The sequence below is a fragment of the Streptomyces sp. NPDC088400 genome, from assembly GCF_044753355.1.
GTDB lineage: Bacteria > Actinomycetota > Actinomycetes > Streptomycetales > Streptomycetaceae > Streptomyces.
In genome coordinates this window covers 121306-147324 of record NZ_JBIVMZ010000010.1, presented here as the reverse complement: position 1 = coordinate 147324, position 26019 = coordinate 121306, and the positions used below count along the sequence as shown (strand labels likewise).

Annotated in this window: 19 protein-coding genes; 7 read left to right on the top strand and 12 right to left on the bottom strand. The window is 70.7% G+C overall.

Going from position 1 to position 26019, the window contains the following annotated elements; genetic code table 11:
• Positions 1–8: 8 nt before the first annotated feature.
• The 5 genes from ACIQD6_RS24765 to ACIQD6_RS24745 form a co-directional block, all read right to left on the bottom strand.
• The gene (locus tag ACIQD6_RS24765) at positions 9–995 is read right to left on the bottom strand and encodes a TerC family protein (RefSeq protein ID WP_401885835.1); all 987 of its coding nucleotides are present in this window, start codon (positions 993–995) and stop codon (positions 9–11) included.
• A gap of 222 nt (positions 996–1217) precedes the next feature.
• Positions 1218–3182, bottom strand: a complete 1965-nt coding sequence (locus ACIQD6_RS24760; RefSeq protein WP_401885833.1) for a TerD family protein — start codon at positions 3180–3182, stop codon at positions 1218–1220.
• Positions 3183–3451: 269 nt separating this feature from the next.
• Positions 3452–4066, bottom strand: coding sequence for a TerD family protein (locus ACIQD6_RS24755; RefSeq protein WP_401885832.1), 615 nt, complete (start codon positions 4064–4066; stop codon positions 3452–3454).
• Positions 4067–4217: 151 nt separating this feature from the next.
• A complete protein-coding gene (gene uvrB, locus ACIQD6_RS24750; protein WP_401885829.1) occupies positions 4218–6347 on the bottom strand; it encodes an excinuclease ABC subunit UvrB in 2130 nt (709 codons plus the stop codon).
• 66 nt (positions 6348–6413) lie between these two features.
• Positions 6414–7346, bottom strand: coding sequence for an MHYT domain-containing protein (locus ACIQD6_RS24745; RefSeq protein WP_401885828.1), 933 nt, complete (start codon positions 7344–7346; stop codon positions 6414–6416).
• Between the two features lie 292 nt (positions 7347–7638).
• Between ACIQD6_RS24745 and ACIQD6_RS24740 the strand changes: the two genes are divergently transcribed.
• The 4 genes from ACIQD6_RS24740 to ACIQD6_RS24725 all read left to right on the top strand — a co-directional run bounded on the left by ACIQD6_RS24740 (position 7639) and on the right by ACIQD6_RS24725 (position 11165).
• On the top strand, positions 7639–8559 hold the full coding sequence (locus ACIQD6_RS24740; protein ID WP_401885827.1) for a glycerophosphodiester phosphodiesterase: 921 nt from the start codon (positions 7639–7641) through the stop codon (positions 8557–8559).
• Positions 8560–8674: 115 nt separating this feature from the next.
• Positions 8675–9220: a methylated-DNA--[protein]-cysteine S-methyltransferase gene (locus tag ACIQD6_RS24735; protein ID WP_401885824.1), complete on the top strand. Its 546-nt coding sequence runs from the start codon at positions 8675–8677 to the stop codon at positions 9218–9220.
• Positions 9221–9309: 89 nt separating this feature from the next.
• A complete protein-coding gene (locus ACIQD6_RS24730; protein ID WP_401885822.1) occupies positions 9310–10254 on the top strand; it encodes a pseudouridine-5'-phosphate glycosidase in 945 nt (314 codons plus the stop codon).
• Positions 10251–11165 (top strand): carbohydrate kinase family protein, encoded by a 915-nt coding sequence (locus ACIQD6_RS24725; RefSeq protein WP_401885820.1) that lies wholly within the window; start codon positions 10251–10253, stop codon positions 11163–11165. Before ACIQD6_RS24730 ends, ACIQD6_RS24725 begins: the two co-directional genes overlap by 4 nt.
• 165 nt (positions 11166–11330) lie before the next feature.
• Here ACIQD6_RS24725 and ACIQD6_RS24720 read toward each other — a convergent pair whose 3' ends face one another.
• The 3 genes from ACIQD6_RS24720 to ACIQD6_RS24710 all read right to left on the bottom strand — a co-directional run bounded on the left by ACIQD6_RS24720 (position 11331) and on the right by ACIQD6_RS24710 (position 15564).
• Positions 11331–11969 (bottom strand): uridine kinase, encoded by a 639-nt coding sequence (locus ACIQD6_RS24720; protein ID WP_401885817.1) that lies wholly within the window; start codon positions 11967–11969, stop codon positions 11331–11333.
• A gap of 104 nt (positions 11970–12073) precedes the next feature.
• On the bottom strand, positions 12074–14674 hold the full coding sequence (locus ACIQD6_RS24715) for a SpoIIE family protein phosphatase (protein ID WP_401885815.1): 2601 nt from the start codon (positions 14672–14674) through the stop codon (positions 12074–12076).
• 218 nt (positions 14675–14892) lie between these two features.
• The gene (locus ACIQD6_RS24710) at positions 14893–15564 is read right to left on the bottom strand and encodes a winged helix-turn-helix transcriptional regulator (RefSeq protein ID WP_401885813.1); all 672 of its coding nucleotides are present in this window, start codon (positions 15562–15564) and stop codon (positions 14893–14895) included.
• A gap of 68 nt (positions 15565–15632) precedes the next feature.
• On the opposite strand from ACIQD6_RS24710, the gene ACIQD6_RS24705 reads away from it, so the two are divergent.
• Positions 15633–16844: a pyridoxal phosphate-dependent aminotransferase gene (locus tag ACIQD6_RS24705; RefSeq protein ID WP_401885811.1), complete on the top strand. Its 1212-nt coding sequence runs from the start codon at positions 15633–15635 to the stop codon at positions 16842–16844.
• 598 nt (positions 16845–17442) lie between these two features.
• Here ACIQD6_RS24705 and ACIQD6_RS24700 read toward each other — a convergent pair.
• Both ACIQD6_RS24700 and ACIQD6_RS24695 read right to left on the bottom strand, forming a co-directional pair.
• Positions 17443–18174, bottom strand: coding sequence for a hypothetical protein (locus ACIQD6_RS24700; protein WP_401885809.1), 732 nt, complete (start codon positions 18172–18174; stop codon positions 17443–17445).
• A gap of 78 nt (positions 18175–18252) precedes the next feature.
• Positions 18253–19608, bottom strand: a complete 1356-nt coding sequence (locus ACIQD6_RS24695; RefSeq protein WP_401885807.1) for a cytochrome P450 — start codon at positions 19606–19608, stop codon at positions 18253–18255.
• Between the two features lie 283 nt (positions 19609–19891).
• Here ACIQD6_RS24695 and ACIQD6_RS24690 point away from each other — a divergent pair, with 283 nt between their 5' ends.
• A complete protein-coding gene (locus tag ACIQD6_RS24690; protein ID WP_401885806.1) occupies positions 19892–21052 on the top strand; it encodes a S1 family peptidase in 1161 nt (386 codons plus the stop codon).
• 387 nt (positions 21053–21439) lie between these two features.
• Positions 21440–23155, top strand: a complete 1716-nt coding sequence (locus ACIQD6_RS24685) for a translation initiation factor 2 (RefSeq protein ID WP_401885803.1) — start codon at positions 21440–21442, stop codon at positions 23153–23155.
• Between the two features lie 121 nt (positions 23156–23276).
• Here the strand turns inward: ACIQD6_RS24685 and ACIQD6_RS24680 are convergent, their stop codons facing one another.
• Together ACIQD6_RS24680 and ACIQD6_RS24675 are read right to left on the bottom strand one after the other, a co-directional pair.
• A complete protein-coding gene (locus ACIQD6_RS24680) occupies positions 23277–25517 on the bottom strand; it encodes an NB-ARC domain-containing protein (protein WP_401885800.1) in 2241 nt (746 codons plus the stop codon).
• Positions 25514–25975 carry a hypothetical protein gene (locus ACIQD6_RS24675; RefSeq protein ID WP_401885798.1) on the bottom strand — a complete coding sequence of 154 codons (462 nt, stop codon included), beginning with the start codon at positions 25973–25975 and terminating at the stop codon, positions 25514–25516. The genes ACIQD6_RS24680 and ACIQD6_RS24675 overlap by 4 nt, the downstream gene beginning before the upstream one ends.
• Positions 25976–26019: the final 44 nt, after the last annotated feature.

Genomic DNA, 26019 nt, shown 5'->3' with positions numbered 1-26019 from the left:
CGCTCCGATCAGACTTCGATGCTGCTCTTCTCGTCCTTCTCGGCCGCCTCGCGCTCCGCCTGCTTCTTGGACGCGACCAGGCTGGTGATCGTGGTGACGATCAGGACGCCGCAGATGACCGCGAGCGAGACCGGAATCGAGATCTCGGGCACGGGCACCCCGGTCTCGTGCAGCGCGTGGAGCACGAGCTTCACACCGATGAAGCCCAGGATGACCGACAGGCCGTAGCTGAGGTGCACCAGCTTCTTCAGCAGTCCGCCGATGAGGAAGTAGAGCTGCCGCAGCCCCATCAGGGCGAAGGCGTTGGCGGTGAAGACGATGTACGGGTCCTGGGTCAGGCCGAAGATCGCGGGGATGGAGTCCAGTGCGAACAGCACATCGGTGGTGCCGATGGCGATCATGACCACCATGAGCGGGGTCAGGATCCGCTTGCCGTTCTCACGGATGAAGAGCTTGGTGCCGTGGTACTTGTCGGCGACACCGAAGCGCTGCTCGACGGACTTGAGCAGACGGTCCTTCTCCCATTCCTCGTCGTCGTCCGAGCGCGCCTCCTGGATGAGCTTCCAGGCGGTGTAGATCAGGAACGCGCCGAAGATGAAGAAGACCCACGAGAAGCTGGAGATGATCGCGGCGCCGGCCGCGATGAAGGCCGCGCGGAGCACCAGCGCTATCAGCACACCGATGAGCAGCACGCGCTGCTGAAGGTGTGAGGGCACCGAGAACTTCGCCATGATCAGGATGAAGACGAAGAGATTGTCGACACTGAGCGACTTCTCGGTGACGAAGCCGGCGAAGAACTCGCCGGACGCCTGGCCCGACCCGAACAGCATCAGGCCGAGGCCGAACAGCGCGGCGAGGGCGATCCAGACGACCGTCCAGATGCCGGCTTCCTTCGTCGACACGTCATGGGGCTTGCGCCCGATGAAGAAGTCGACGGCGATGAGGGCGCTGAGACCAAGAATGGTCAGCACCCACAGGTTCAAGGAGACGTCCACTGTTCCTCCGGCTTCGTACGGCTACTGATCAGCGTCGTCGCTGCCGGAGGTCTCTTCCACCCGGGCGGCTCTGCCGCTCACGGGTCGACGCCCCGGGACCGATGGCGGTCCGTATTGACGGGCACGTCGCGATGTGGGAATACTCCCCTCCGCTAAAAGGAACAGTACAGGAAACACCAAAGAAAGGTAAAGAGAGAGGTAAAGCGCTGCCGAGTATGCATGTCAGCGCCGCCAGGAGCGGCGAGCGGACGCCGCCTGCTCCAGGACCTGGCGCAGCACCCGGCTGCCCCGCGGCACCATCGGGGGCTCGTACGTCCAGAGATGGCCGACCCAGGGGTCGGCCAGATGGTCGTCCGGGACCGGAGTGATACGCAGCAGGGACCGCCAGAGAGGGTCCAGCACCGGTCCGTACGCGCGCGCGTCCTCGCGGTCGGCGACCATCAGCAGGTGCACGCCGACCGCCGGTCCCTCGTCGGCGAGGTAGCGCAGCTGTGTCACCGCGCGGTCGTCGAAGCCGTGCGGGAAGTCGTTGACGATCAGCAGCTGTTCGGCGATGTCCAGATCCGGCGGAAGCGATTCGGCGGCGCCGCCGCGCACCGCCATCTGCACCAGATCCACCCGCTGGGTGAGCTTCGCGAGGACGGCCGCCACTCCCCCCGCGCCGGCCGCGGGCGGTTCGTCGAGCATTCCGGACGCGGTCAGCGGGGCCAGTGCGGTGGCCGCGGAACCGGCCGGGTCGATCACCTGGACGGTGAACTCCCCGGGCGGATAGACCGCGAGGAGGCGCCCGGCGTGGGCGACGGCGGCGTCCATGGCCAGGGCGCGCAGCTGATCGTCGTCCATCATCAGGGCGTCATCGGAGCCGGACCGGCCGCTGTCGACCCACAGTCCGCGCTCCAGCGGCAGCCGTACCAGCATCGGGATCCGCAGATCCGGGCCTTCGGGGAGATGGACGTCACCGAGGCGCAGCGCCATCGGGACCTCCCCGGGGACGCGGTAGGCGTGCCAGACGGGGTGGTCCCAGCGGGCGTAGGCGGGCGGCAGAGCGGGCTCGACGACCTCGGACTCGGCCATGAGCTGCGCGAGGTCACGGTCGAGGACCTCACGGGCCTGGCCGACCAGTTGGTCGTGTTTGGCGCGGGCCGCCTCACGCGCGGCGTCGCCCGCTCCGCCGACGCGGTTACGGGGATCGGAGAGGACGCGGTCCAGCTCCTGGTCCATCCGGGACTCGGCGAAGTCCTTCGCGCTGCGGTACGCGGCGACGCTGCGGGCCAGGTCCTCGAACATGCCCCAGACCTGGTTGTAGAGGCGCTCGTCCATGGACCAGCCCGTGGCGTCGCCGGCGACCGGACGGGCCGGCTCACCCGGCCTGGCGGGCGGCGTGGCCGGGGGCGGTGTCGGGGGTGCGGACGTCTGCCGGCCCGGGTGCGTGTAGTTGACCGCTCCTCGGGATCCGTCGGCCGACCGCGGTACGGATACCGCGTCGGCGGGTTCCGGTTCGGGGGACCGTGACTGCGGGACGGGGTCGGCGGCGGCGGACGGTGCGGAGGCGGTGGCGGCGGACGACGGGAGGCCGTCGGGCCTGCCCCGCGCGCTGTCCGGCCCGCCCGGCGGGGGCACCTGCGCCGGGCCGGCCAGGGGACGGGTCACCGCGTCCTGGATGCCGGCGGCGAGCGCGCGGGCCTGCGGCAGGCCCTGGTCGCCGAACAGCTCGGCGAGGCCGCCCGCGTAGCCCTGGCCGACGGCCCGGACCTTCCAGCCGCCCTGCCTGCGGTACAGCTCCAGCGCGATGACGGCCGACTCGGCGTCCAGACCGGTGAGGGTGAAGCCGGCGATCTCTGTGCCGTCGGTGGAGGTGACGGCGGCGAAGGGGGCCGCGGTGGTGCCGAAGCGGTCGGGTCCGCCGCTCCCCTCCGGGAGGGCGAGCAGCACGTGCACCAGGTGCACCTGCTCGGGCAGGGCGTCCAGATCGACATGGAAGCGCAGACGGACCGCGGCCTGGCGGGACACCTCGATGCCCGGGAGGGCGGGAGAACCGGGGTGCGCGATCCACTCGGTGCCGCGTACGGCGCCCTGCGCGTCACCGAGCGTGGCACAGGCCATGACCGGCGCCCCGGCCGTCACCCGGATCTCCAGTCGGGTCTGGGGCAAGGGGTGATTCTGCCCCCGGACCAGCTCGGCCGTCATCGCCTCTGTCCCCTCGTCTCTTCGGTCAAGCGTGTCGGTGTTCAGATGCCGGTGTTCAGATGCCGGTGGAGCCCTGGCACTGAGGCGCGGGGTTCGGTGACGTCAGGGGGTGGACGACGCGGACGGGCGACGACGCGCTGCTCCGGCTCCCGGCGGCCCCGACCGGCCTTGGGCCGGGCCGGGGCGCGGCCAAGGCCTGGTGCGGCCGTGTCCGGGCTCCGGGAGCCGGAGCGTTCCCGCGGAACGTCCGCGGGAACGAAACGCCGTCTCTACAGCTGCGGCAGGATCGACGGCATCAGGTCCTGGAACGTACGGCCGTTGGCCGGGTTGCCCAGGGCCGTCATCTGCCAGCCCGCGCCCGCCCGGTGCACCTTCGCCATGATCTGCGCCGTGTACTGGCCACCGCCGTCGAGCGTGTAGCGCGCCAGTTCCTGGCTGTTGGTCTCGTCCACGATGCGGCAGAAGGCGTTCTGCACCTCCTGGAACGTCTGGCCGGTGAAGGAGTTCACCGTGAAGACGATCTGGTCGATATGGACCGGGACCCGCTGGAGATCGACGAGGATCGCCTCGTCGTCGCCGCCCTGCCCCACGCCACCCACCAGGTTGTCGCCGGTGTGCCGCACCGAGCCGTCGTCGCTGACGAGGTGGCGGAAGAAGACCACGTCGACCGGCTGCTTGTCGGCGAACAGCACCGCCGAGGCGTCCAGGTCGATCTCACGGGTGCGCGAGCCGAACAGGCCGCGACGCGGCGCGGCCTGCCAGCCGAGCCCCATGCGCACGGCGGTCAGAGTGCCGCCGTCCTTCTTCTCCAGGCTGATGGCCTGTCCCTTGGTCAGATTGACCCCAGGGCCCCCGGGCGTACTGCCCTTGGATACGTCCGCCACGCGCTGTCCCCTCTCGAATGGTTCCCCCGCAACCGTCCGTACGCGGTTGCGCAAATGCGGTTGCGCAGCACCCTACGCAGTCGCGCCGACGGCGCAGGAGGGTACGCCCGATTCTGTGTCGGTCTTGCAACACACCAGGTGCCCCGGTGTGTCAGGCGAGTCCCGCCTCCCTCATCTGCCGCAATTCCTTCTTCAGTTCGCTCACTTCGTCACGCAGCCGCGCGGCCACCTCGAACTGGAGCTCGGCGGCGGCGGCCCGCATCCGGTCGGTCATCTCCTCGATGATTCCGGCCAGTTCGGCGGCGGGGCGGTCGGTGAGCACCGCGCCCTTCGCGCCCGCCTTGCCGGCCTTCGGGGCCTTCCCGCCGAGTGCGGGCACCGGGGCCTTGGCCGGCTTGCCGTCCTTGGTCTGCCGGTAGCCCGTACCGAGCAGGGCTTCGGTGTCGACCTCCTCGCGCGCGATGGTCGCGACGATGTCGTTGATCTTCTTACGGAGCGGCTGCGGATCGATTCCGCGCTCGGTGTTGTACGCGATCTGCTTCTCCCGGCGGCGGTTCGTCTCGTCGATGGCCCTCTCCATCGCCGGAGTGACCGTGTCCGCGTACATATGGACCTGGCCCGACACGTTGCGCGCGGCCCGGCCGATGGTCTGGATCAGCGATGTCCCGGAACGCAGGAAGCCCTGCTTGTCCGCGTCGAGGATCGCCACCAGCGAGACCTCCGGGAGGTCCAGGCCCTCACGGAGCAGGTTGATGCCGACGAGGACGTCGTACTCCCCGGCGCGCAGTTCGCGCAGCAGCTCGACACGGCGCAGGGTGTCCACGTCGCTGTGCAGGTACCGCACCTGGATGCCCAGCTCCAGGAAGTAGTCGGTGAGGTCCTCGGCCATCTTCTTGGTGAGCGTGGTGACCAGGACGCGCTCGTCCTTCTCGGTGCGCTCGCGGATCTCGTGCACCAGGTCGTCGATCTGGCCCTCCGTGGGCTTGACGACGACCTCCGGGTCGATGAGGCCGGTGGGGCGGATGATCTGCTCCACGAAGCCGTCGGAGCGGGAGAGTTCGTAGGTGCCCGGGGTGGCGGAGAGGTAGACGGTCTGGCCGATGCGTCCCTGGAACTCCTCCCACTTCAGCGGGCGGTTGTCGAGCGCGGACGGCAGCCGGAAGCCGTGGTCGACCAGCGTCCGCTTGCGGGACGCGTCGCCCTCGTACATCGCGCCGATCTGCGGCACCGTGACATGCGACTCGTCGATGACCAGCAGAAAGTCTTCGGGGAAGTAATCCAGGAGGGTGTTGGGCGCGGAGCCGGGGTCACGGTCGTCGAAGTGCATCGAGTAGTTCTCGATACCGGAGCAGGAGCCGATCTGGCGCATCATCTCGATGTCGTACGTCGTGCGCATGCGCAGCCGCTGGGACTCCAGCAGCTTGCCCTGCTTGTCGAGCTCGGCCAGGCGGGACTCCAGCTCCCGCTCGATGCCGTTGACCGCCTTCTCCATGCGCTCGGGGCCCGCCACGTAGTGGCTGGCGGGGAAGATGTAGAGCTCCTGGTCGTCGCTGATGACCTCGCCGGTGAGCGGGTGCAGCGTGGAGAGGGCCTCGATCTCGTCGCCGAACATCTCGATGCGGACGGCCAGCTCCTCGTACACCGGGAAGATCTCGATGGTGTCGCCCCGGACCCGGAAGGTGCCCCGCGCGAACGCCACGTCGTTGCGCGTGTACTGGATGTCGACGAACCGGCGCAGCAGCTGGTCCCGGTCCATCTCGGCGCCGACCTTCAGCGGCACCATCCGGTCCACGTACTCCTGCGGCGTGCCGAGGCCGTAGATGCAGGACACCGAGGCGACCACGACCACGTCACGGCGGGTGAGGAGGGAGTTCGTCGCGGAGTGCCGCAGCCGCTCGACCTCGTCGTTGACCGAGGAGTCCTTCTCGATGTAGGTGTCCGACTGAGGGACATACGCCTCGGGCTGGTAGTAGTCGTAGTACGAGACGAAGTACTCGACGGCGTTGTTGGGAAGCAGCTCGCGGAATTCGTTCGCCAGCTGGGCGGCGAGCGTCTTGTTCGGCGCCATGACCAGGGTGGGGCGCTGAAGCTTCTCGATCATCCAGGCGGTCGTCGCCGACTTTCCCGTGCCGGTGGCCCCCAGCAGGACGACGTCCTCCTCACCCGCGCGGACACGCCGCTCAAGGTCGGCGATGGCCGTCGGCTGGTCGCCGCTGGGCTGGTAGGAGCTGACGACCTCGAAAGGCGCCACCGTACGTTCGATCTTGGAAACGGGCCGCATGGATCCACCGTACGACCCCGCACTGACAACCGGGCCGTGAGCGGTGTCGGATCACCCGGCCACGGGTCACCAGTCGTGGAGATCGGTGGAACTCCGGCGCGGGGATCTGGCGGCCGTACGGTCCGCCGTCTGCTGGTAGGGCGGCTCCCGGTCGGCCGGCCTCCGGTGCGGGGCACGCGGCCGCATCCGCTGGGCGGGCACCCCGGCGCGGCCGCACTGCGCGGCCCTCGGCCCTACGGGCCGTCCCCGGTCCTGGCGGGCACGGCCGTCCGCCACCAGCAGCGGATCGAAGAGTACGGCCGCGCCCGCCAGGAACAGGAAGACCGCCGGACCGATCAGCATCGGGACGAGCAGTTCGGTGGCCGGAGCGCCGCCCGTGGCGCCGGTGGAGTCCTCCAGATGGACATGGACCGCGGCCATCCCGGTGTAGTGCATACCGGTCGCGGCGACGCCCATCACCAGGCTGGCGCCCACACTGGCCAGCAGACCGCGGTGCGAGACCACCGCCCACAGCGCGGTGGTCGCCGCGACGACGCCGATCACGACGGAGAGGATGACGGTCCCGGTCTCGTAGTCCACCCGCCCGTTCAGCCGCATGCCGGCCATACCCAGGTAGTGCATGGTGGCGATGCCGAGGCCGGTGATGGTGCCCCCGTTGACCAGGGCCACCACCGGGGTCGTACGGCGGTACCCCACGATGAAGATCCCGACACCGACCATGACGATCGCCACCACAAGGCTGGCGAACGTCGTCAGCCTGTCGTAGCCGACCGGCACCTCGTTGACGGAGAACCCCATCATCGCGATGAAGTGCATGGTCCAGATGCCGGAGCCGATCGAGGCCGCGCCGAGCAACAGCCCGCCGGGCTTCCAGGAGCCCCGGGCGCGCAGGGATCTCGCGGTGCAGCGCAGGCCGAGCGCCCCGCCGAGGCAGGCCATGAGAAAGGCCGCCACGGGTGTGACCAGACCGTAGCTGAAGCCGTCGATTGTGCCCTGCACGGCGATATGCCCTCACCCCTTGTGTTGCGTGTACGGAAGTGCCGGTTCGGGGCGAGGGTAGGACGGCCGGCCCTCGAAGCAAACAAGAGGGTGGCGATTTATCGACCTGGAAAGCCATAAATGCGCGCTCCGGCACGGCTTCCCCATCACCGCTTCACGGTATGCCTTCATATTGTTGCCTCTTGTTGCTTCATACCGCGGCTTCATGTTGTGGCCAACCTTCGCCTGTCCGTTGTTGGTCGGAGGCTGCCACTCTCGGGCCGACCGTCAACTTACGACGCGAGGAGTCCACGTGTACGCACGCACCTCAGTGACAACGGCCGCCGCACTGCTGGCAGTCACGGCGGTGGCGCTGCCGGGCACCGCCACCGCGGCTTCGCCTTCGGCCTCCGTGACCGCCACGGCCTCGGGATCCGCCACCGGGACGCCCGGCGGAACGGGGAGCCCGCTCGTCATCGCGCACCGGGGCGCCTCGGCGTACGCACCGGAGAACACCCTGGCGGCCGTCGACGCAGCCGCCGATCTGGGCATCGACTGGGTCGAGAACGACGTCCAGCGCACCAAGGACGGCCAGTTGGTCGTGATCCACGACGACAGTCTCGGGCGGACCACGGACGTGGAGCAGGTCTTCCCGGACCGGGCGCCCTGGAAGGTCAAGGACTTCACCGCGGCGGAGATCGCCCGGCTGGACGCGGGCAGTTGGTTCGGCGAGCGGTGGGCGGGCGCCCGCGTACCGACGCTCAAGCAGTATCTGCACACCGTCGAGGCCAACCGGCAGAAGCTGCTGCTGGAGATCAAGGCACCCGAGCTGTACCCGGGCATCGAGAAGGAGATCCTGCGGGTACTGCGCCAGGAGGGCTGGCTGGACCGCGCGCACGTCCGGCAGAAGCTGGTCCTGCAGAGCTTCGGCGCCGACAGCATCCGTACGGTGCACGAGCAGCGCCCCGACGTCACCACGGGCTTCCTCGGTACGCCCGCGGTGGCCGACCTGCCCTCGTACGCGGAGTTCACGGACCAGATCAACCCCGCGTACACCTCGCTCACCGGCGACTACGTGGCGGCGGTGCACGCGCTGAAGGGGCCGCACAACAAGCCGCTCACGGTCAGCACCTGGACGGTCAACGAAGCGGCGGACGCGGTGCGCGCCGATGATCTCGGCGTGGACGGGATCATCACCAACAACCCGGACGTGGTGCGGGACGCGGTGGGCTGAGCCCCGCGTCCGGCTCTCCGCCGGCCGACCGCCCGCCTGCCGCCGACCCCTGCGACGGCCCCCGCGGCGGTCCGTTTCCGGTCCGTTGTCAGTGGCGGCCCGTACCGTGGTCCCTATGAACGACTTCGGGCAGTCGCGGGTGGAATGGACCGTGGTGAGCAGCGACATCGGGCCGCTGCTGCTCGCCGCGACCGGCCATGGGCTGGTGAACGTCGTCTTCCACGCCGACGGTCCGGTGCGGGAGAAGGCGCTCGGGCAGCTCGGGGACCGGCTCGGCGCCGGGCTCGTCGAGTCCGCGGCGGGCCGGCTGGCCGAGCCGATACGGGCGCTGACGGCGTATTTCGCGGGCGAGCTGCGGGAGTTCGGGCTGCCGCTGGACTGGTCGCTCTGCGCGGGCTTCAACCGCCAGGTACTGCGCGAGCTGGCGGGTGGGGTCCCGTACGGCACGGTGGCCGGTTACGGCGATCTCGCCGAGCGGGTGGGTAGTCCGGGGGCGGCGCAGGCGGTCGGCGCGGCAATGGGTGCCAATCCGCTGCCGGTGGTCGTGCCGTGCCACCGGGTGGTGGAGAGCGACGGCGGGCTCGGTGGCTTCGGGGGCGGGCTGGAGACGAAGCGCCGCCTGCTGGCCCTGGAAGGGGTGCTCCCGGAGCCGCTGTTCTGAGCGGTGGCTGCGGACAGCACGGGCCGTGGGCCGGCTCCCGCTGCCCGGCTGACGTTTGCGCGGGCCCCGGGCGCGCCAGGGATGGGGACATGTCAGACACCACACTGCATCTGTCCCCCGAGGTACGAGAAGCGCTGGCCGCGCGCCGCCCCGTGGTCGCCCTGGAATCGACGATCATCGCGCACGGACTGCCGCGCCCGCGCAATCTGGCGGTCGCGGACGAGCTGGAGGCGCTCGTACGGTCCGCCGGCGCCGTGCCCGCCACGGTGGCCGTGCTGGACGGCCGGCCCCATGTGGGGCTGGTCAAGGACCAGTTGGAGCGGGTGGCCCAGGACAAGTCGTTAACCAAACTGGGCCAGCGTGACCTGGCGCCCGCGCTCGCGGCGGGCGCGAGCGGGGCGACGACCGTGTCCGCCACGGCGTTCCTGGCCGCGCGGGCCGGGATCCGGGTGTTCGCGACGGGCGGCCTGGGCGGCGTCCACCGCGGCTGGACCGAGATCCAGGACGAGTCGGCCGACCTGCGGCTGCTGGCCAGGACCCGGATCACGGTCGTCTGCGCGGGCGTCAAGTCCATCCTCGACGTACCGGCGACGCTCCAGCGGCTGGAGACGCTGGGCGTGGGCATCCTCGGCTACGGGACGGAACATTTTCCCGGCTTCTATCTGTCCTCGTCCGGCGAGCGGGTCGACTGGACGGTCCGTACGCCCGAGGAGGTGGCGGCCGTGATGGGCGCGCAGGACGCGCTCGGCGGCCCGGAGGCGGCGCTCGTCGTCGCCCAACCCGTACCGGAAGCGGAGCAATTGGATCCGGTGCTGCACGACCGGGTCCTCGCGGAGGCGCTCGTCGAGTGCCGGGAGCGCGGGATCCGCGGCCAGGCCGTGACTCCGTTCCTGCTGGACCAGCTGATGCGCCGGACCGGCGGTGCGTCGCTGGAGGCCAACGTCGCGGCGGTACGCGGCAATGTGCGGCTCGCGGCACGCATCGCGATCGCGGCGGCGCGGATCGAGGCGGCACCGGTGACGGAGGATCTGTGAGCGCAGGAGCCGCCGTGGGCCGAGGGGCGCTGCTGGTGGTCGGGGACGTGGTCACCGATGTGGTGGCGCGGTACCGCACACCGCTGGCACACGGTACGGACACGGCCGCCGAGATCCGTACGCTGCCGGGCGGCGCCGGGGCCAACGCGGCCTGCTGGGCGGCCCACACCGGCTGTGCGGACGTACGGCTGCTGGCCCGGGTCGGAACGGACGCCCATGACTGGCACGGGGAACGGCTGCGGCGGGCAGGGGTACACGCTCATCTCGTCGTCGACGAGGAAGTGCCGACCGGCACGGTGATATGCCTGGTCGACTCCTCCGCCGAGCGCACCTTCCTCACCAACAGCAGCGCCAGTCTCTGCCTGTCGGCCGCCGACTGGTCTCCCTCCCTGCTGGACGGGGTCGGCCGGATGCATCTCTCCGGCTACCTCTTCGTCACCGACGCGAGCCGTGGACTGGCCGTGGCCGCGATGAGGGCGGCGCGGGAGCGCGGGGTTCCGGTGAGTGTGGATCCCGCCTCCGCGGGATTCCTCAAGGAAGTGGGCGTGGACCGGTTCCTGGCGGCGGTCGCGAGCGCGGAGACGCTGCTTCCCAACGCGGACGAGGCACGCTTCCTCACCGGTCTGGCGGACCTGGCGAGCGCCGCCGCCGAGCTGAGCCGGCGGGTGCCGGTGGCGGTGGTGACCGTCGGGGGCGAGGGGGCTCTGGTGGCGGAGGCGGGCGCCGTGACGGCCCGTGTACCGGCGTTCCCGGCGCGGGCCGTGGACTCGACGGGGGCGGGCGACGCCTTCACCGGCGCGTTCCTCGCGGCACGGCTGGCGGGGGCGGACCCGGTGGAGGCCGCGAAGGAGGGCTGCCGGGCGGGAGCGCGGGCGGTGACGATACCGGGCGGGCGGCCGGAGCCGGGATAGAGGGCAGAGGGTCGGAGTGGAGGGCGAAGGTCGGGGTGCACGAGGCGCGGACCGGTAGCGCGAGCGCGGCCCCCCTGGCGTTCGCCGCACGTCGGGCCCGCACGGCCCTTGGCGCGTGCGCCGCACGTCATGGCGCATGCCGGCCGTGTCCGTCGGCAAAGCCCGTCAGCCGAGCCCGCTCCAGGCCGGATGGCGCGGGTCGTCGGCCCGTACGACCACGTCGGCGGCCTCGGACGGGCCCACCTCGTCCTCGTACCGCTCGAAGGCGGGGAGCGTCCAGCGTTCGCTCTCGTCGGTACGGCGCCGGAGCGCGCCCGGCGACAGCCGCAGATGCACCGTGAGGTCGAACGGGAACCAGTGCCCGAGCAGCAGCGGCCCGTGCAGCACCAGCACGCCGCCGGGCGGGAGTTGGGCGCGCGGGCTGCGCGTCGCCCGGTCGGTGGCGGGATCCCAGAGATCGGGCAGCACCCTCCCCGTACCGCCGGGCTCCAGCGGCCCGAAGACCTCCCGCCACAGCGCCCCCGTGTCGAACCAGCCGCTGTAGTACGCCTCGGGGTCCTCGCGCCCGTACTCGTACCGCAGCGAGGCCGGCCGCAGGAACCCCTCGGTGCCGACGACCAGCGCCGACCGGCCGCGTACCCGCAACGCCTCGGCGAGCGCGGCGGCCCGCTCCCCCGGCCGGGCGGCACCCGCCCCGTCGAAGGCGACGCGCGTCCAGGACCCGCCGTCCGCCGCGCGGGTCTCCCGCACCCGTTCGGCGAGGGCGTCGGTCAGCCGCTCCCAGGTGATCGCTTCGAGTCGCACCCGTCCATCATGGTCCAGCCGCCCAGCAGCTCAACCGCCCCGGCCGCCCGGCCGCCCAGCAGCCCAGCAGCCCAGCCGCAAAGGAGACAGACTCCGGCCAGGCCTCACAGACCCGTCACCGGAAGGGTCTGCTCCGCCCAGATGGTCTTGCCGCCCGTGCCCTGGCGGGTGCCCCAGCTCTGGGTGAGCTGAGCAACCAGCAGCAGGCCGCGCCCGCCTTCGTCGAATACGCGGGCCCGGCGCAGATGCGGAGCGGTGTTGCTGCCGTCGGAGACTTCGCAGATCAGGCTGCGGTCATGGATGAGGCGCAGCTGGATGGGCGCCTGGGCGTACCGGATGGCGTTGGTGACCAGTTCGCTGACCACCAGTTCCGTGGTGAACACGGCGTCCTCCAGCCCCCACGCGGTCAGCTGGGCGGAGGCGTCCTTGCGGGCCTGGCCCACGACGGCGGGATCGCAGGGCAGGTCCCAGGTGACCACCTGGCTCGTGTCGAGCGCTCGGGTACGGGCGAGGAGCAGGGCGACGTCGTCGGCGGGGTGGGCGGGAAGCAGCGTCTTGAGCACGGTGTCGCAGGTGTCTTCGAGGGGCGCGGCGGGCTGGGCGAGGGCCGTACGGAGCGCGGTCAGCGTGTCGTCGATGCCGCGCTCGCGGGACTCGATGAGTCCGTTGGTGTAGAGGGCGAGCAGGCTGCCCTCCGGCAGTTCCACCTCGACGGCCTCGAAGGGCAGATTGCCGAGGCCGAGCGGCGGGCCGGCGGGCAGGTCGAAGAATTCGACGGCCCCGTCCGGGCCGACCAGTACGGGCTGGGGGTGTCCGGCGCGGGCGAGGGAACAGCGGCGGGAGACCGGGTCGTAGACCGCGTAGAGGCAGGTGGCGCCGACGTCCCCGGTGGTCTCGGCCGGCGTGCCGGCACTCTGCCCGCTCGCCGCCTCGGCGGCCAGGTGGTTGACGAGGTCGTCGAGGTGGGTGAGCAGTTCGTCGGGGGGCAGGTCGACGTCGGCCAGGGTGCGCACCGCCGTACGGAGCCGGCCCATCGTGGCCGACGCCTGGACTCCATGGCCGACCACGTCGCCGACGACCAGGGCGACCCGTGAGCTGGACAGCGGGATCACGTCGAACCAGTCGCCTCCCACCCCGGCTCCCGTATCGGCGGGGAGGTAGCGGAAGGCGAACTCGATGGCCGCGTGCTCGGGCAGCCTCTTCGGCAGCAGGCTGCGCTGAAGGGTCAGGGCCGTATCGCGCTCGCGGGTGAAACGGCGTGCGTTGTCGACACAGACGGCCGCCCGGGCCGTGATCTCCTCGGCCAGCAGCAGATCGTCCCGCTCGAACGCCTCGGGGCGCCGGTGCCGGGAGAAGGTGGCCACGCCGAGGATGGTGCCGCGAGCGCGCAGGGGAATGGCCATCGTCGAGTGGAACCCGAATTCGCGTATCTTCGAGGCCCGGTCCGGGGCCTGTGTCGCCCAGCGGGCCACGCTGGGGTCCGAGACGTTGTTCATGATCCCCCGCTCGGTGATCAGGGACTCGGCGGCGGGCGAGAAGTCGGGGTAGGAGGCGGTGTCCCCGATGTCGATCACGGACTCGGGAGCCCCCTCCAGGACCGACCGGCAGGCGACGCGCCGCAGCATGACGTGGCCGGTCAGCGGGCCGGCGGGGGGCTCGCCGCCGGAGCTGACGGAGGGGAGCAGATCGACCGTGACGAAGTCGGCGAGAGTCGGGACGGACACGTCGGCCAGTTCCTGGGCCGTACGCACGATGTCGAGGGTGCTGCCGATGCGGTTGCTGGCCTCGTTGACCAGAAGCAGCCGCTGCTGGGCGGTGAACTGCGTCGTCACATTGTGCGCCGCCGAGATCACGCCCCGTATCCTGCCGTCGCGGTCCCGCAGCGGAGCGGCGGAGAGCGACCAGACGAACTCGCGTTCGTGGCCCACCAGATGGATGGCGAACTCGATGTGCTGCGGCTCGCCGGTCTCCAGCACCATCCGCAGCCGCTGCTCCGTCCGGTCGCTCTGGGGACCGGGCACGACCTCCGGGACGCGCAGCCCTCGTACGTCGTCCTCCGTGAGGTCCAGCAGGCGCTCGAAGTTCTGGCTGACGCGCCGCAGCCGCAGGTGTGTGTCGTAGATCGCCGTCGTGCACGGGGAGTGGACGAAGGACTGCTCGATCAGCTCCTCGTCCTTCCGGTACCGCGAGGCCCGGGGCAGGGGGGAGACGACGAGCCATTCGGTGGATCCGTCCTCCGCCCTGCGGGGATGCGCCAGGAGCGGTACGTCCCGGTGGCTGCCGTCCCGGTGCAGCAGCTTTACCGTGCCGTTCCACCTGCCGAGTCGCTCCACGGACCGGACGGACTCAGGGAGCGGGGGGCTCGGCGAGCTCGGGTCCCTCAGCGAGCTCGGGTCGCTCGGGTCCCTCGGGGCGCTCGGGTCCCTCGGGGCGCTCGGGGCGCTCGGGTCCCTCGGGGCGCTCGGGGCGCTCGGGGCCGGGGTTTCCGGGGGTGAGGCGAGCAGTTCCATGACTGGGCGCCCCACGATCTCGTCGGGCAGGTGGCCGAGGAGCCTGCGGGCCCCCTCGCTCCACTCCGTCACCATGCCCCGGGAATCGACGGTGGCCTTGGCGGTGGACGCCTCGTCAAAGGGGTCGTTCGACTCGCCGGAGAGGCCGTTCGACCGGACGGACTGCTCGTCCCGCGCGGTGTCCGGTCGCCTCATCGTCGCTCATCTCACCCTGCCTGGCCTCGACCGCCCACCCGCGAGGCCGCGGCCTCGCGGGACCGCCAGTGGATACTGACGCCTTCAAGTATGGCATTAGTGATGAACGGGGCGATTTCTGGCGCATACGGCAGCCAGGCACCAGGGGTGGCGGCAGAGGGAGGGGCGCGATCGGCCCACCGGGGGCGCGCGAGCGACCGGTCCGCGCCGGCGCCCGCTCACTCCCCCCGCAGCACCTTCGCGAACACCCCCTCGCCCGATACCTCGATACGCCCCTCCCGCACGCCCTCCCCGACCGTCAGCGCACCCCCGCTCAGCGCGCGGCAGGTGTCGGCATCGAGGACGAGACGTGCGTCCGGGCTCTCCGCCGGGCCGTCTCCGTACACCGGGCCGTCGGCGCCGAGCCGTACATGGAACGCACCCTCGTCCAGCCGGACCTCCACCACACCGCCCTCCTGGGCATCACCCCCGGGACCGGTCAGCAGCCCGTCCAGCACCGGCAGCAGCGGTACGGCGAACCAGTGCGCCCGTACGGCATCGGCCGGCCGGCGCTCGTCCAGCGCCGGGGCGCCCCACTCCGCCAGGGCCGTGAGGACGGGCAGCAATCCCCGCCCCCGCTCCGTGAGTTCGTACACGTACGCGGCGGCCGGCGGGGGAAGCCTCCGGCGCGTGGCCAGTTCGTCGCGCTCCATGTCCTTGAGCCGGGACGCGAGCACATCCGTGCTCACGCCGGGCAGATCGGCGTGCAGGTCGGTGTAGCGGCGGGGACCCGCGAGCAGTTCCCGGACGATCAGCAGGGTCCAGCGGTCACCCACGGCGTCCAGGGCACGGGCGGCGGCGCAGTACTGGTCGTAGCTTCGGCGGCGTGGCATGCGACGCAGTCTAGACATGTTGTTGGACTTTCCAAGCTCACACTTGGTAAAACCAAGTATCGCAACAAGGTCTGGGAGGCCACCGAATGGAATTCCGGCAGTCGAGCAAGCTCAGCGAGGTCTGCTACGAGATCCGCGGCCCGGTGATCGAGCAAGCCAACGCACTGGAGGAGGCGGGCCACAGCGTCCTGCGCCTCAACACCGGCAACCCCGCGCTCTTCGGGTTCGAGGCACCGGAGGAGATCCTCCAGGACATGATCCGGATGCTGCCGCAGGCACACGGGTACTCGGACTCGCGCGGCATCCTCTCCGCGCGCCGTGCCGTCGCCCAGCGCTACCAGACCATGGGGCTGCCCGACGTCACCGTCGATGACATCTACCTCGGCAACGGCGTCTCCGAGCTGATCTCGATGGCCGTACAGGCACTGCTGGAGAACGGCGACGAAGTCCTGATCCCGGCGCCCGACTTCCCGCTCTGGACCGCCGTCACCACACTGGCCGGCGGCCGTCCCGTGCACTACCTGTGCGACGAGTCCGCGGACTGGTATCCGGACCTGGACGACATGGCGTCGAAGATCACCGACCGTACGAAGGCCGTCGTGATCATCAACCCCAACAACCCCACCGGCGCGGTCTATCCACGCGAGATCGTCGAAGGCATCCTCGATCTCGCCCGCCGCCACCAGCTGATGGTGTTCGCCGACGAGATCTACGACCAGATCGTCTACGACGACGCGGTCCACCACACCGCCGCGGCCCTCGCGCCCGACCTGGTCGTTCTCACGTTCAGCGGACTCTCGAAGACGTACCGGATCGCCGGTTTCCGTTCCGGCTGGCTCGTCGTCAGCGGCCCCCGGCAGCACGCGCGCAGCTATCTGGAGGGCTTGACGATGCTCGCCTCGATGCGCCTGTGCCCCAACGCGCCGGCGCAGTACGCCATTCAGGCCGCGCTCGGTGGCCGTCAGTCCATCCGGGAACTCGTCGCGCCCGGAGGCAGGCTGTACGAACAGCGCGACCGCGCCTGGGAGAAGCTCAACGAGATCCCCGGCGTGTCCTGTGTGAAGCCGAAGGGCGCGCTGTACGCCTTCCCCCGGATCGACCCCAAGGTGCACAAGATCCACGACGACGAGCGGTTCGTACTGGACCTGCTGCTACGGGAGAAGATCCAGGTCGTCCAGGGAACGGGCTTCAACTGGCCACGCCCCGACCACTTCCGGATCTTGACCCTGCCGTACGCGGACGATCTCGACGCGGCCATCAGCCGTATCGGCCGCTTCCTGAGCGGCTACCGCCAGTAGGCCGCGGGAGCCTCGGCCGACACAGGGGACACGTCGGTCACCACAGGGAACACGCAGGTCACCGCAGGGGGCACGTCCACCACAGGGGACACGTCGGTCACCACCGAGGACAAGGAACCACAGGGGACGAGGAGGAGCGGACCCGAGGGCGTAGCCGGCCCCCGGGCCCTTTGATGCCACCCATGTCGCACGCCGGCACACTTGAGGACCCAGGTCAGTCGTTATGTCGCCGCGTCCTGCCTTTGGACCACCGCGCATCGAGCTGCGCAGGCCGGACTTGAACCGGCATTTCGACGTACGGGGCCTGGGCCCGTTCGATCCGGCGATCGGCGGCGAATGCTGAGTCTGGAGCAATAGTCTGAGATTGATCGCGGTCTGCCTCTGCCCGTTGGGCTACCGCGGCCCGTCCACCCTCCCGGACGCCTCCGGATCTCCCGGATGCTTCCGACACACCCGAACCTCCCGGGTGCTTCCTGGTGTGCCGCGGGGAGGACTCGAACCTCCACTGGAACCGCGCCGTTCACGACAAGCCTCAGTTTCAGCTTGCGCTCCTCGCGCACCCCGGCCGCACGAAACGGCGGTCGGGGAACCATTGAGGCTACCCGAACAGGTAGCCGAACACCGCGTCACCCACCCGCTGGTCGGTGACCTCGGCGCCGTTGGCCTCCTCACGGGCGAACTTCACGGCCTGCTGGAGCTTCTCGACCCGGTCGAGCAGCTCGTTCACCCGCCGGGCCGGCAGCGCGCCACTGAACTTCACCGTCGTCCAGTAACCGACGGGTATGTCTTCGTAGTACACCTCGACCTGCGCCGGGTGCTTCTCCGTGGCCTCGGCCTTCACATGGTTACGGGGGACCTTCTTCGTACGGAGTGTCCGTACCGCCTCCGTCTTCCACGCGTCCGTCGACGGGTCCTGGCTCCAGGACTCCGACGCGTCCAGCACCGGCAGCTTGCGCACAAAGGTGTTGAGGTCGGTCAACTGCTTCTCCAGGAAGAGCAGATACGCCACCGGCACGTCACTCACCAGCACCCGCCCGTCGACGGTGACATCGGCGCGCGCGGCGCAGTTCGCCCAGTCCTTGGTGGCGGTCACATCGAACAGCCTCGTCAGGGTCTTCGCGGTCTCGCGCAGTACGTCCTCGGCCTTGACCTGCACCCGGGTCGATTCGGGCGGGAGCTGCTCGCCCTCCTCGTCCTTCGTCTGGTACGTACGGGAGATTCCGGCCAGCAACGCCGGCTTCTGCAGGCCGTGATGGGCCGCCGTCAGGTCCTGGTGCGCCTTGGACTTGACGCCTTTCTCGACTGCGATGATCTGATTGAGTTTCGCCACGTCACCGACGCTATCAAGGTCGAACAGCGGCGATCGAACGAATTGTTGGACGCGGGACGACGGCGATGAGTCACCCGTTCAGTACCGAACGGGCAGGGCCATCAGTCCTCGGGCACGCGTCGAGGCCCGCCACCGCAGCTCCTCGTACGGAACGTCGAGCGCGAGCCGTGGAAAGCGCTCCAGCAGCGCGGTGAGCGCGACCTCGGTCTCCAACCGGGCGAGCGGGGCGCCCAGGCAGTAGTGGATGCCGTGGCCGAGGGCGACATGGCCTGCCGTGTCCCGGTCCAGGTCGAGCCGGTCCGGGTCGGAGAAGCGGCGCGGATCACGGTTGGCGGCGGTGAGGGACAGCATGACGGTCTCACCGGCCGGTACGGTCACCCCGCCGATCGGCAGATCCTCGACCGGGAAACGGCGGATGGCCAGCAGGGTCGGCCCCTCGTACCGCAGGAACTCCCCGACCGCCGCGCCGGCCCTGCCGGGCTCCGCGCGGAGCGCCGCCAGCTGGCCGGGATGCCGGAGCAGGGCGAGGACGGCGTTGCCGATGAGCTGGACGGTGTTCTCGTATCCGGCGAAGAGGATGAGGAAGGCCAGCGACATCAACTCGTCCTCGCTGAGCCGGTCGTCGCCCGCGCTCGCGCCTCGCTCACTCCCCGCGCCTCCCGGAGCGCCCGCGTGCGCCGGGCATCCTTGACCTGCCGCGCCTGCCCTGCCTGCCCCTTCTGCCCCGCCTGCCTCACTCGCCTCGCGCTCCTGCGCCGCTTCGCCCCGCTCCCCCTCGTCGCGCGCCGCGATCAGCGCCGAGAGCAGGTCGTCACCGGGCTCGGCCCGCTTGGTGGCGAGCAGTTCGGTGAAGAAGGCGAGCATGCTGCCGATGGCTTCCTTCATCAGCTCCGGCCGGGTCGGATCGGGCGTGACCAGGGCGTCGGTCCACTCACGGAAGTCACGCCGGTCCCGCGGGGGCACGCCCAGCAGTTCGCAGATGACGACGATGGGCAGGGGCGCGGCGTACGAGGCGACCAGATCCGCCGGCCCGCCGGAGGGCATGGCGTCCAGCAGTTCGTCGGCGGTGCGCCGGATCGGCTCCCGCAGCGTCTCGATCCGCTTGGCGGTGAACGCCCGTACGACGAAGCGCCGGATACGGGTGTGGTCCGGCGGGTCCATGTTCAGCAGGTTGGCGTCGAGAGCGGGCGGCAGCCCGAAGCCCCGGTAACCACCGGGCAGGGCATGGCTCTTGTCGAGGGACAGCCGGGGGTCGGCGAGTGCCTGTCGCACATCGTCGTACCGTGTGACGATCCAGGCGGGCCGCCCGTCGGGCCCCACGATCCGCTGGACGGGCGCGGTCTCGCGCAGTCGCTCGTACACCGCGTACGGATCCGCCAGCAGCTCGCTGGTCGGATCGTAGAGGGGCGCCTGGCCGGATGTCGTGATTGCCATGGCCCCAGCCTAAACAGCGCCTCGCCGAGCGGCTGTTGAGGGCGCCCAGGTGGCCGGAATGCGCCACGTACCATCGGTCGGTCGCCGACCGGGAGCGTGCACAAAACCCCCGACGGCCCACCTTGTCCGGACCACGCTCCCGCTGGATCCGGCCGGATCGACCGGACTTGACGATTGGTATGGACCTGACAATCGCCCTCGGCTACGCTCCGGCTGGCAACGCCTGAGAGCGCTCTCACGCTTGCACGTTCCCCCCGTCGCTGGAACACAGAAGGGCCACCCCGTGAGACGTACGACCGTGATACGTACCGGCCTGTCCGCACTCCTCCTGCTCGGCACCTGGGCAACCGCCGGTATCACCCCGGCGACCGCGGCCTCCCCCACCGCCGAGGCACCGGCCTCCGCCGATGCACCGGCCTCCGCCGGCCTGCTCTCCGCGATGCAGAAGGACCTCGGTCTGACGAAGAGCCAGGCCACGGCGCGCCTGGCCGCCGAGAAGACAGCGACGGCTGTCGAAGGAAAGGCGCGGCAGGCGGCGGGCTCGACGTACGGCGGCTCCTGGTTCACCCCGGACACCGGCAAGCTGACCGTCGCCGTCACCAGCGACCGGAACGCCGATGCCGTACGGGCGACCGGCGCGACGATACGTCTGGTGAAGAACAGCGCGCGGCAGCTGGACACGGTCAAGGAGCGTCTCGACGCGCTCGACGCGCCCACCGGCGTCAGCGGCTGGCGCGTCGACCCCAAGAGCAACCAGGTCGTGGTGAGCGTCGTCGCCGCGCAGAAGAACGACAACGACGTCCGCGACTTCGTGACGCGCGCACTGAAGACCGGCCCCGTCACGGTCGAGGAGATCGCCGAGGCGCCGCGGACGACCGCGGCCGGAACCGTCGGCGGCGACCCGTACTACACGGGCAACGTCCGCTGTTCCATCGGCTTCTCCGTGCACGGCGGCTTCGTCACCGCCGGCCACTGCGGCCAGACGGGCGCGGCCGTACGCGGCTGGGACAACTCGGCCATCGGCAACTTCCAGGGATCGTCCTTCCCCGGCAACGACTACGCGTGGGTGAACGTCGCCAACGGCTGGTGGACCGTCCCGGTGGTCCTCGGCTGGGGCACCGTCTCCGACCAGCTGGTCCGCGGCTCCAACGAGGCCCCGGTCGGCGCCTCCATCTGCCGCTCCGGCTCCACCACGCACTGGCACTGCGGCAACGTCCAGGCCAAGAACGTCACGGTCAATTACTCCCAGGGCACCGTCTACTCGCTGACCCAGACGAGCGTCTGCGTCGAGGGCGGCGACTCCGGCGGCGCCTACATCAGCGGCGACCAGGCCCAGGGAGTGACCTCGGGCGGCTCGGGCAACTGCACCGCCGGAGGCCAGTCCATCTACCAGCCGATCAAGCCGATCCTGAGCCGGTACGGCCTGACGCTGCACACCGCCTGATCCTCCGCGCCGGGTGACAGCCGCGCCGGGTGACCTCCGCGTCGCCTGCCGAGGCAGCGGCACCCGCCGAAGCCGGGAGTACGGCGCGACTACGCGGGCAACACGGCGTAGCCCCCGCACTCCCGGCTTCGGCCGTCCGCGCACCGTCCGCGTACGATCTCCGGCATGTCGCCGGAACCACCTCACGAGTCCTGTGCTGCCACAGCGGCGGTTGAGGAAAACGGCACACCCAGCCGTACGGAACAAAGTAGACTCAACCATCAAAAAGCGGGCAGCGGGCAGCGGGCAGCGGGCAGCGGGCAGCGGGCAGCGGGCAGCGGGCAGCGGGCAGCGGGCAGCGGGCAGCGGGCAGCGGGCAGCGGGCTGACGGCTCGGGCCCGGCGGACCGTGTTGTATGCCGTACGGTCCGCCACCGCACTGAACCGGCTGCTCGACACCCTCCCCGTCTTCGCCGGTGATCCCCGTGTCCGGCCCGTCTTCACCCTCGTTCCCGGGTCCGACTTCAGTACGGACGCGCTCGCCGCGCTCGACGGAGCGGGCGCCCGTACGATCCCGTGGCCGGAAGCCGTGCGCGGCGGGCACGATCTCGTGGTGGCGGCCAGTCCGAACGGGCCGCTGCATGAGCTGACCGGGCCACTCGTGCTCCTTCCGCACGGGGCCGGATTCAACAAGCGGCTCCCCCAGACATCCGCCGACGACTCCGCGTCCGGGCTGCATCCGAGGCAGCTCCTGCGTGACGGGACCCCGCTGGCGGCGCTGCACGCGCTCGCGCATCCCGATCAACTGGCCCGGCTCGCCGAGAAGTCACCGGCCGTGGCGGAACGGGCCGCGGTCGTGGGGGATCCGACGCTGGACCGGATGCTGGCGTCCCGTACCCGGCGGGAGCGGTACCGGGACGCGCTGGGGACCGGTGGGCGGCGGCTGGTGGCCGTCGTGTCCACCTGGGGACCCGAATCGCTGCTGGAGCGCCGGCCGGAGCTGCCCCGGCGGCTGATCGCCGAACTGCCCTACGACGCCTGTCAGGTGGCGCTCGTACTGCACCCCAACGTCCACAGCGAACTCGGCACGTTCACACTGCGGCAGCACCTGGAGCCCGCGTTCGCCGCCGGGCTGCTGCTGGCGCGACCGTACGAGGAGTGGGCGGCGGTCCTCGGCGCGGCCGATTGCGTGCTGACCGACCATGGGTCCACCGCGCTGTATCCGGCGGCCCTGGACCGGCCCCTGATCGGCTGCCACGAGGGTGGTACGGAACTGATTCCCGGCAGCCCGATGGCCGAACTCCTCTCGCGCGTACCGCGTTTGACGGCGGACGAGCCCTTGGCCGCGCAGATCGATGCCGCCGTCGCGGGCCACCGTCCGGGCGACACCAGCGCCCTCGCCGCAGCGGCCTTCGCCGAGCAGGGACGCTCGCTGGAGCATCTGCGTACCCGCTGCTACCGGCTGCTCGGGCTCGAACCGTATCCCGGTCCGGTCGCCGTCCGGCCGTTGCCCGTCCCCCGGCTCTCCGGACAGCGGCCGACCGCGCTCGCGGCCCGCGTCGAGGCACGCGGGGAGACGGTCACGGTGGCGCGGTATCCCCTGGACGGGGGCCCGCACGGCGGCCACGTGGTCGCGGAGGACGGGCTCTCGACGCTGGACGAGATGCGAACCGCCGGGCTCATCCACCGGCGCCCGCGGTCCACATCACGCGAGTCCGACACGGTGTGGACCCATGTGACATGGACCGCGGCCGACTGGACGAATCACATTCTGGACACCTATCCCGGCTGCCGGACGGCGGTCGCCGTTCTCGCGCACGACCACTGCGTGTTCCGACGTCGTGAACCGGGAGGTCCGGGAGGTCCGGGAGGACCCGGTGAACCGGGACCGTACGGGCATCCGCTTCTCTCGGCGCGCATCACGACCGAGGTCTCCCGGGGCGAACCCCGGACACGGACCGACCCGGCGGCGGTGCTCTCCGGCGTCCACGGCTGGCTGGAGGAGAACGGATGTCCCGCGCTGCCCGCGACCGTCCACTGTGTAGTGGGCGGCCGACGGTCAACGGTCCGGCTGACGTATGTGGCGGACGGCGAGGAAGGCGCGGACGCCTACGCCGAGTTGTAGCCGTCAGGAGCCGCCAGGCACCCGGCTCAGACGTCCAGCCCGGGAATCCGTCTCAGAGGCGCCAGAGGCAGACATCCGACGCAGGCATCCGGCCCGGGAATCCGGCTCAGACACACCCGGTTCAGGCCCCCAGCTCGCCCCTTGGCCCCACGCCCGCCTGAACACGCAGTTCAAGGGCGCGCACACGGTGGCTCTCGGCCGCTCCCGCGTCGCCGGTCTCCTCGACCAGCTCGGCGAGTTCTTCGTGCAGCTGTGTCTGGTCGTACGTGGACCCACGCGCCTGCTCCTGCGCCAGAGCCTCCTCGTACACGGCGACGGCCCGTTCCGGCCGGGCCAGTTCGCGGTACGTACGGCCCAGCTCGGCCGCTGCCCGGCCGATCATGCGCTCGCGCTTCTGGTCCCGGGCCAGTCCGAGCGCGGCCGTCAGCTCGGTCTCCGCTTCGGGCAACCGGCCCGCCGCACGGAGCGTGCGGCCGAGCAGGAAGCTCTGCAGCAGGATGCCGTAGTCGTTTCCGATCGTGCGGTGGACCGCACGCGACCGCTCGAAGTACTCCACGGCCCGGTCCGGTTCACCGTTCCACGCGAAGTACTTTCCCCGGAACTCCAGGGCCGAGGCATGCACTCTCCGCCCGGGCACGACCGACTCCGCCGATCGCACCGCCTGCTGTGTCTCCATGTCCGCTTCAGCCACCCGGCCGGCCTTCCACAGCGCCTGGGCGAGCTGACAGCGCATCCGGATCAGGCCCTCGACGGCCCCGGCGCGCTGCGCGGCGTCCCTGCCGGTCCCGAAAGCGCGGATCGCGTCCGTGTGGTTGTGGTGGTCCTCGTAGTGCTTCCACAGTGGCTCGCAGAGGGACCAGGCATGCGTGTCCTCGCCCAGATCGCTCGCGATCCGTACCAGTCCGTAGAGCGCCTTGCGCTCGGTGTCGAGCCATGTCCGGGCCTCCGCCGCGCTCGCGAACGGCACGTCGGGGGCGTCCGGAAGCTCGGGAGCCGCTGACGACTCGGAAACGTCCGGCGACTCAGGAACGTCTGACGGCTCGGGGACTGGTTCGGCCACGCGCGGCCTGTCCGGGTCGATCGTCCGGTCGGCTCGCTCCGCCTGCCTGCGGTACCAGACCAGGAGCCGACGCAGGCCTTCTTCCGTCTCGGCCGGGTCGGTGTGCCGGTTCGCACAGCGGGTGGCATGCGCGCGCAGCAGGCCGTGCAGCTGTCTCCGGCCGGGACGTGGTGACAGCGCCAGCAGTCCCGCGTCCGCCAGCGCGTCGAGTGCGTCCTCCGCGTCGTCGAGACCGGTCCCGAGCAGGGCCGTGGCCGCTTCGAGCGTGATGTCGTAGCCGGGGTGCTGGGGCATCAGACGGTAGAGCCGCTGAGCGGCGGGGACGGAGAGCGTGTCGTACGCGGCGTTCCAGACCGCCTCCACCACGGACAGCCCCTTCTCGTAGAGGTCCGTCGTGAGGTCCGCGACGATCCGTTCCGTTCGCCTGCTGGGGTGCTCGCACAGCAGCCTGCCGGCGGCGTGCAGGGCGATGGGGAAACCCGCGCAGAGCCGCGCGAGTTGGTCCAGAACCGGCGGCGGCACATCGCGCTCCGCCCCCGCGACGATCTTGTGGAGCACGGCCGAGGCGTGCTCCTCCGCCAGAGGGTCCAGTGCGATGCTGATCGCCCCGCGCGCTTCCAGAGGGCGCAGCCGTTCCTGGCTGGCGACCAGGACCACCGACTCGGCGGAGACCGGCAGCAGTGTGGAGATCTCGTCGGCGGACCAGACGTTGTCGAGGACGAGCGCCACGCGCGCGCCGTGGGTCTTCCGCTCGTACAGTCGCACCTGTTCCCGGTAATCCGCCGTCAGCCAGCTCTCCCCTGCCCCGAGCCAGCGGAGCAGGTGCTTCAGCAGGGCCTGGATGTCGATCGAGCCCGCCGTGCGCCATTCGTCCAGATCGATGTACGCCGCCGTGAAACGGCTCTTCAACTCGTGACTCAGGCGGACGGCCAGCGCGGTCTTGCCGATGCCGCCCACCCCGCTGATGACGACTGTCAGCGGGCGTACGGGACGAGGTGACCGCTGCCGCTCGTCGAGCGCCTGCCACACCTTGCCGCGATCGAGGTCCCTGTTCTCGAACACATCACTGTCCAAGGGGAGTTGATGCCCCATCAACGAGGGAGAGGGGGAGCCGGGCGAGCCGGAAGCATCTCCCGCTCCGTGACCGTGGAAGTGAAGATGCTGCGTGTAGTTGCCGATCTCGCCCGCCTGGACCAGGCCGTGCTGACTACCGCCGCTGACGCTGTTTCCTCCGGCGTCTCTTCCGTCGACTCGCCCGTCATCCGGCCCGTCGCTTCCCCCGTCGCCGGTCACGGCGCTCATTCCCCTCCGCCGGTGCCGAAGTGCAGGCTGCCGATCGTGCCGGTCTGGACGACCGGGCCGTGCTGGGTGCCGCCGCTGATCGTGTTGTGGACATCACCGACCTGCTGGGCCGGGATCCCGGGCTTCAACTCGTCCAGCAGCACGCGCAGTTCGGAGGCTGCTTCCGGGTCATCCCGGAGCACGCGGCGCATGCGGTTGCGCCATTCCGCGCGGACGTCGGCGGCGGCCTCCTCGTCCCCCTCCTGCTGGGCGGTGGCCAGTTCGCCCTGTGATCTGTCCAGGTCGGACGCGATGCCCTCCGGGTCGGACGCGATGTCCTCCGCGGACGGGGACGCCGCGCCCCGGTTCGCGAAGAAACTCACCACTCGGTCGCGTGCGCGAGTCCAGCCGTCCGTCGCCATCTGCTGGACGATCGCTGTCGCGCTCGCTGTCGCGAGTGCCACCAACTCGGCTTCCACCGGGCCCCCTTAGACCGCTGATTGAACCGCTGATCCGTACGCGG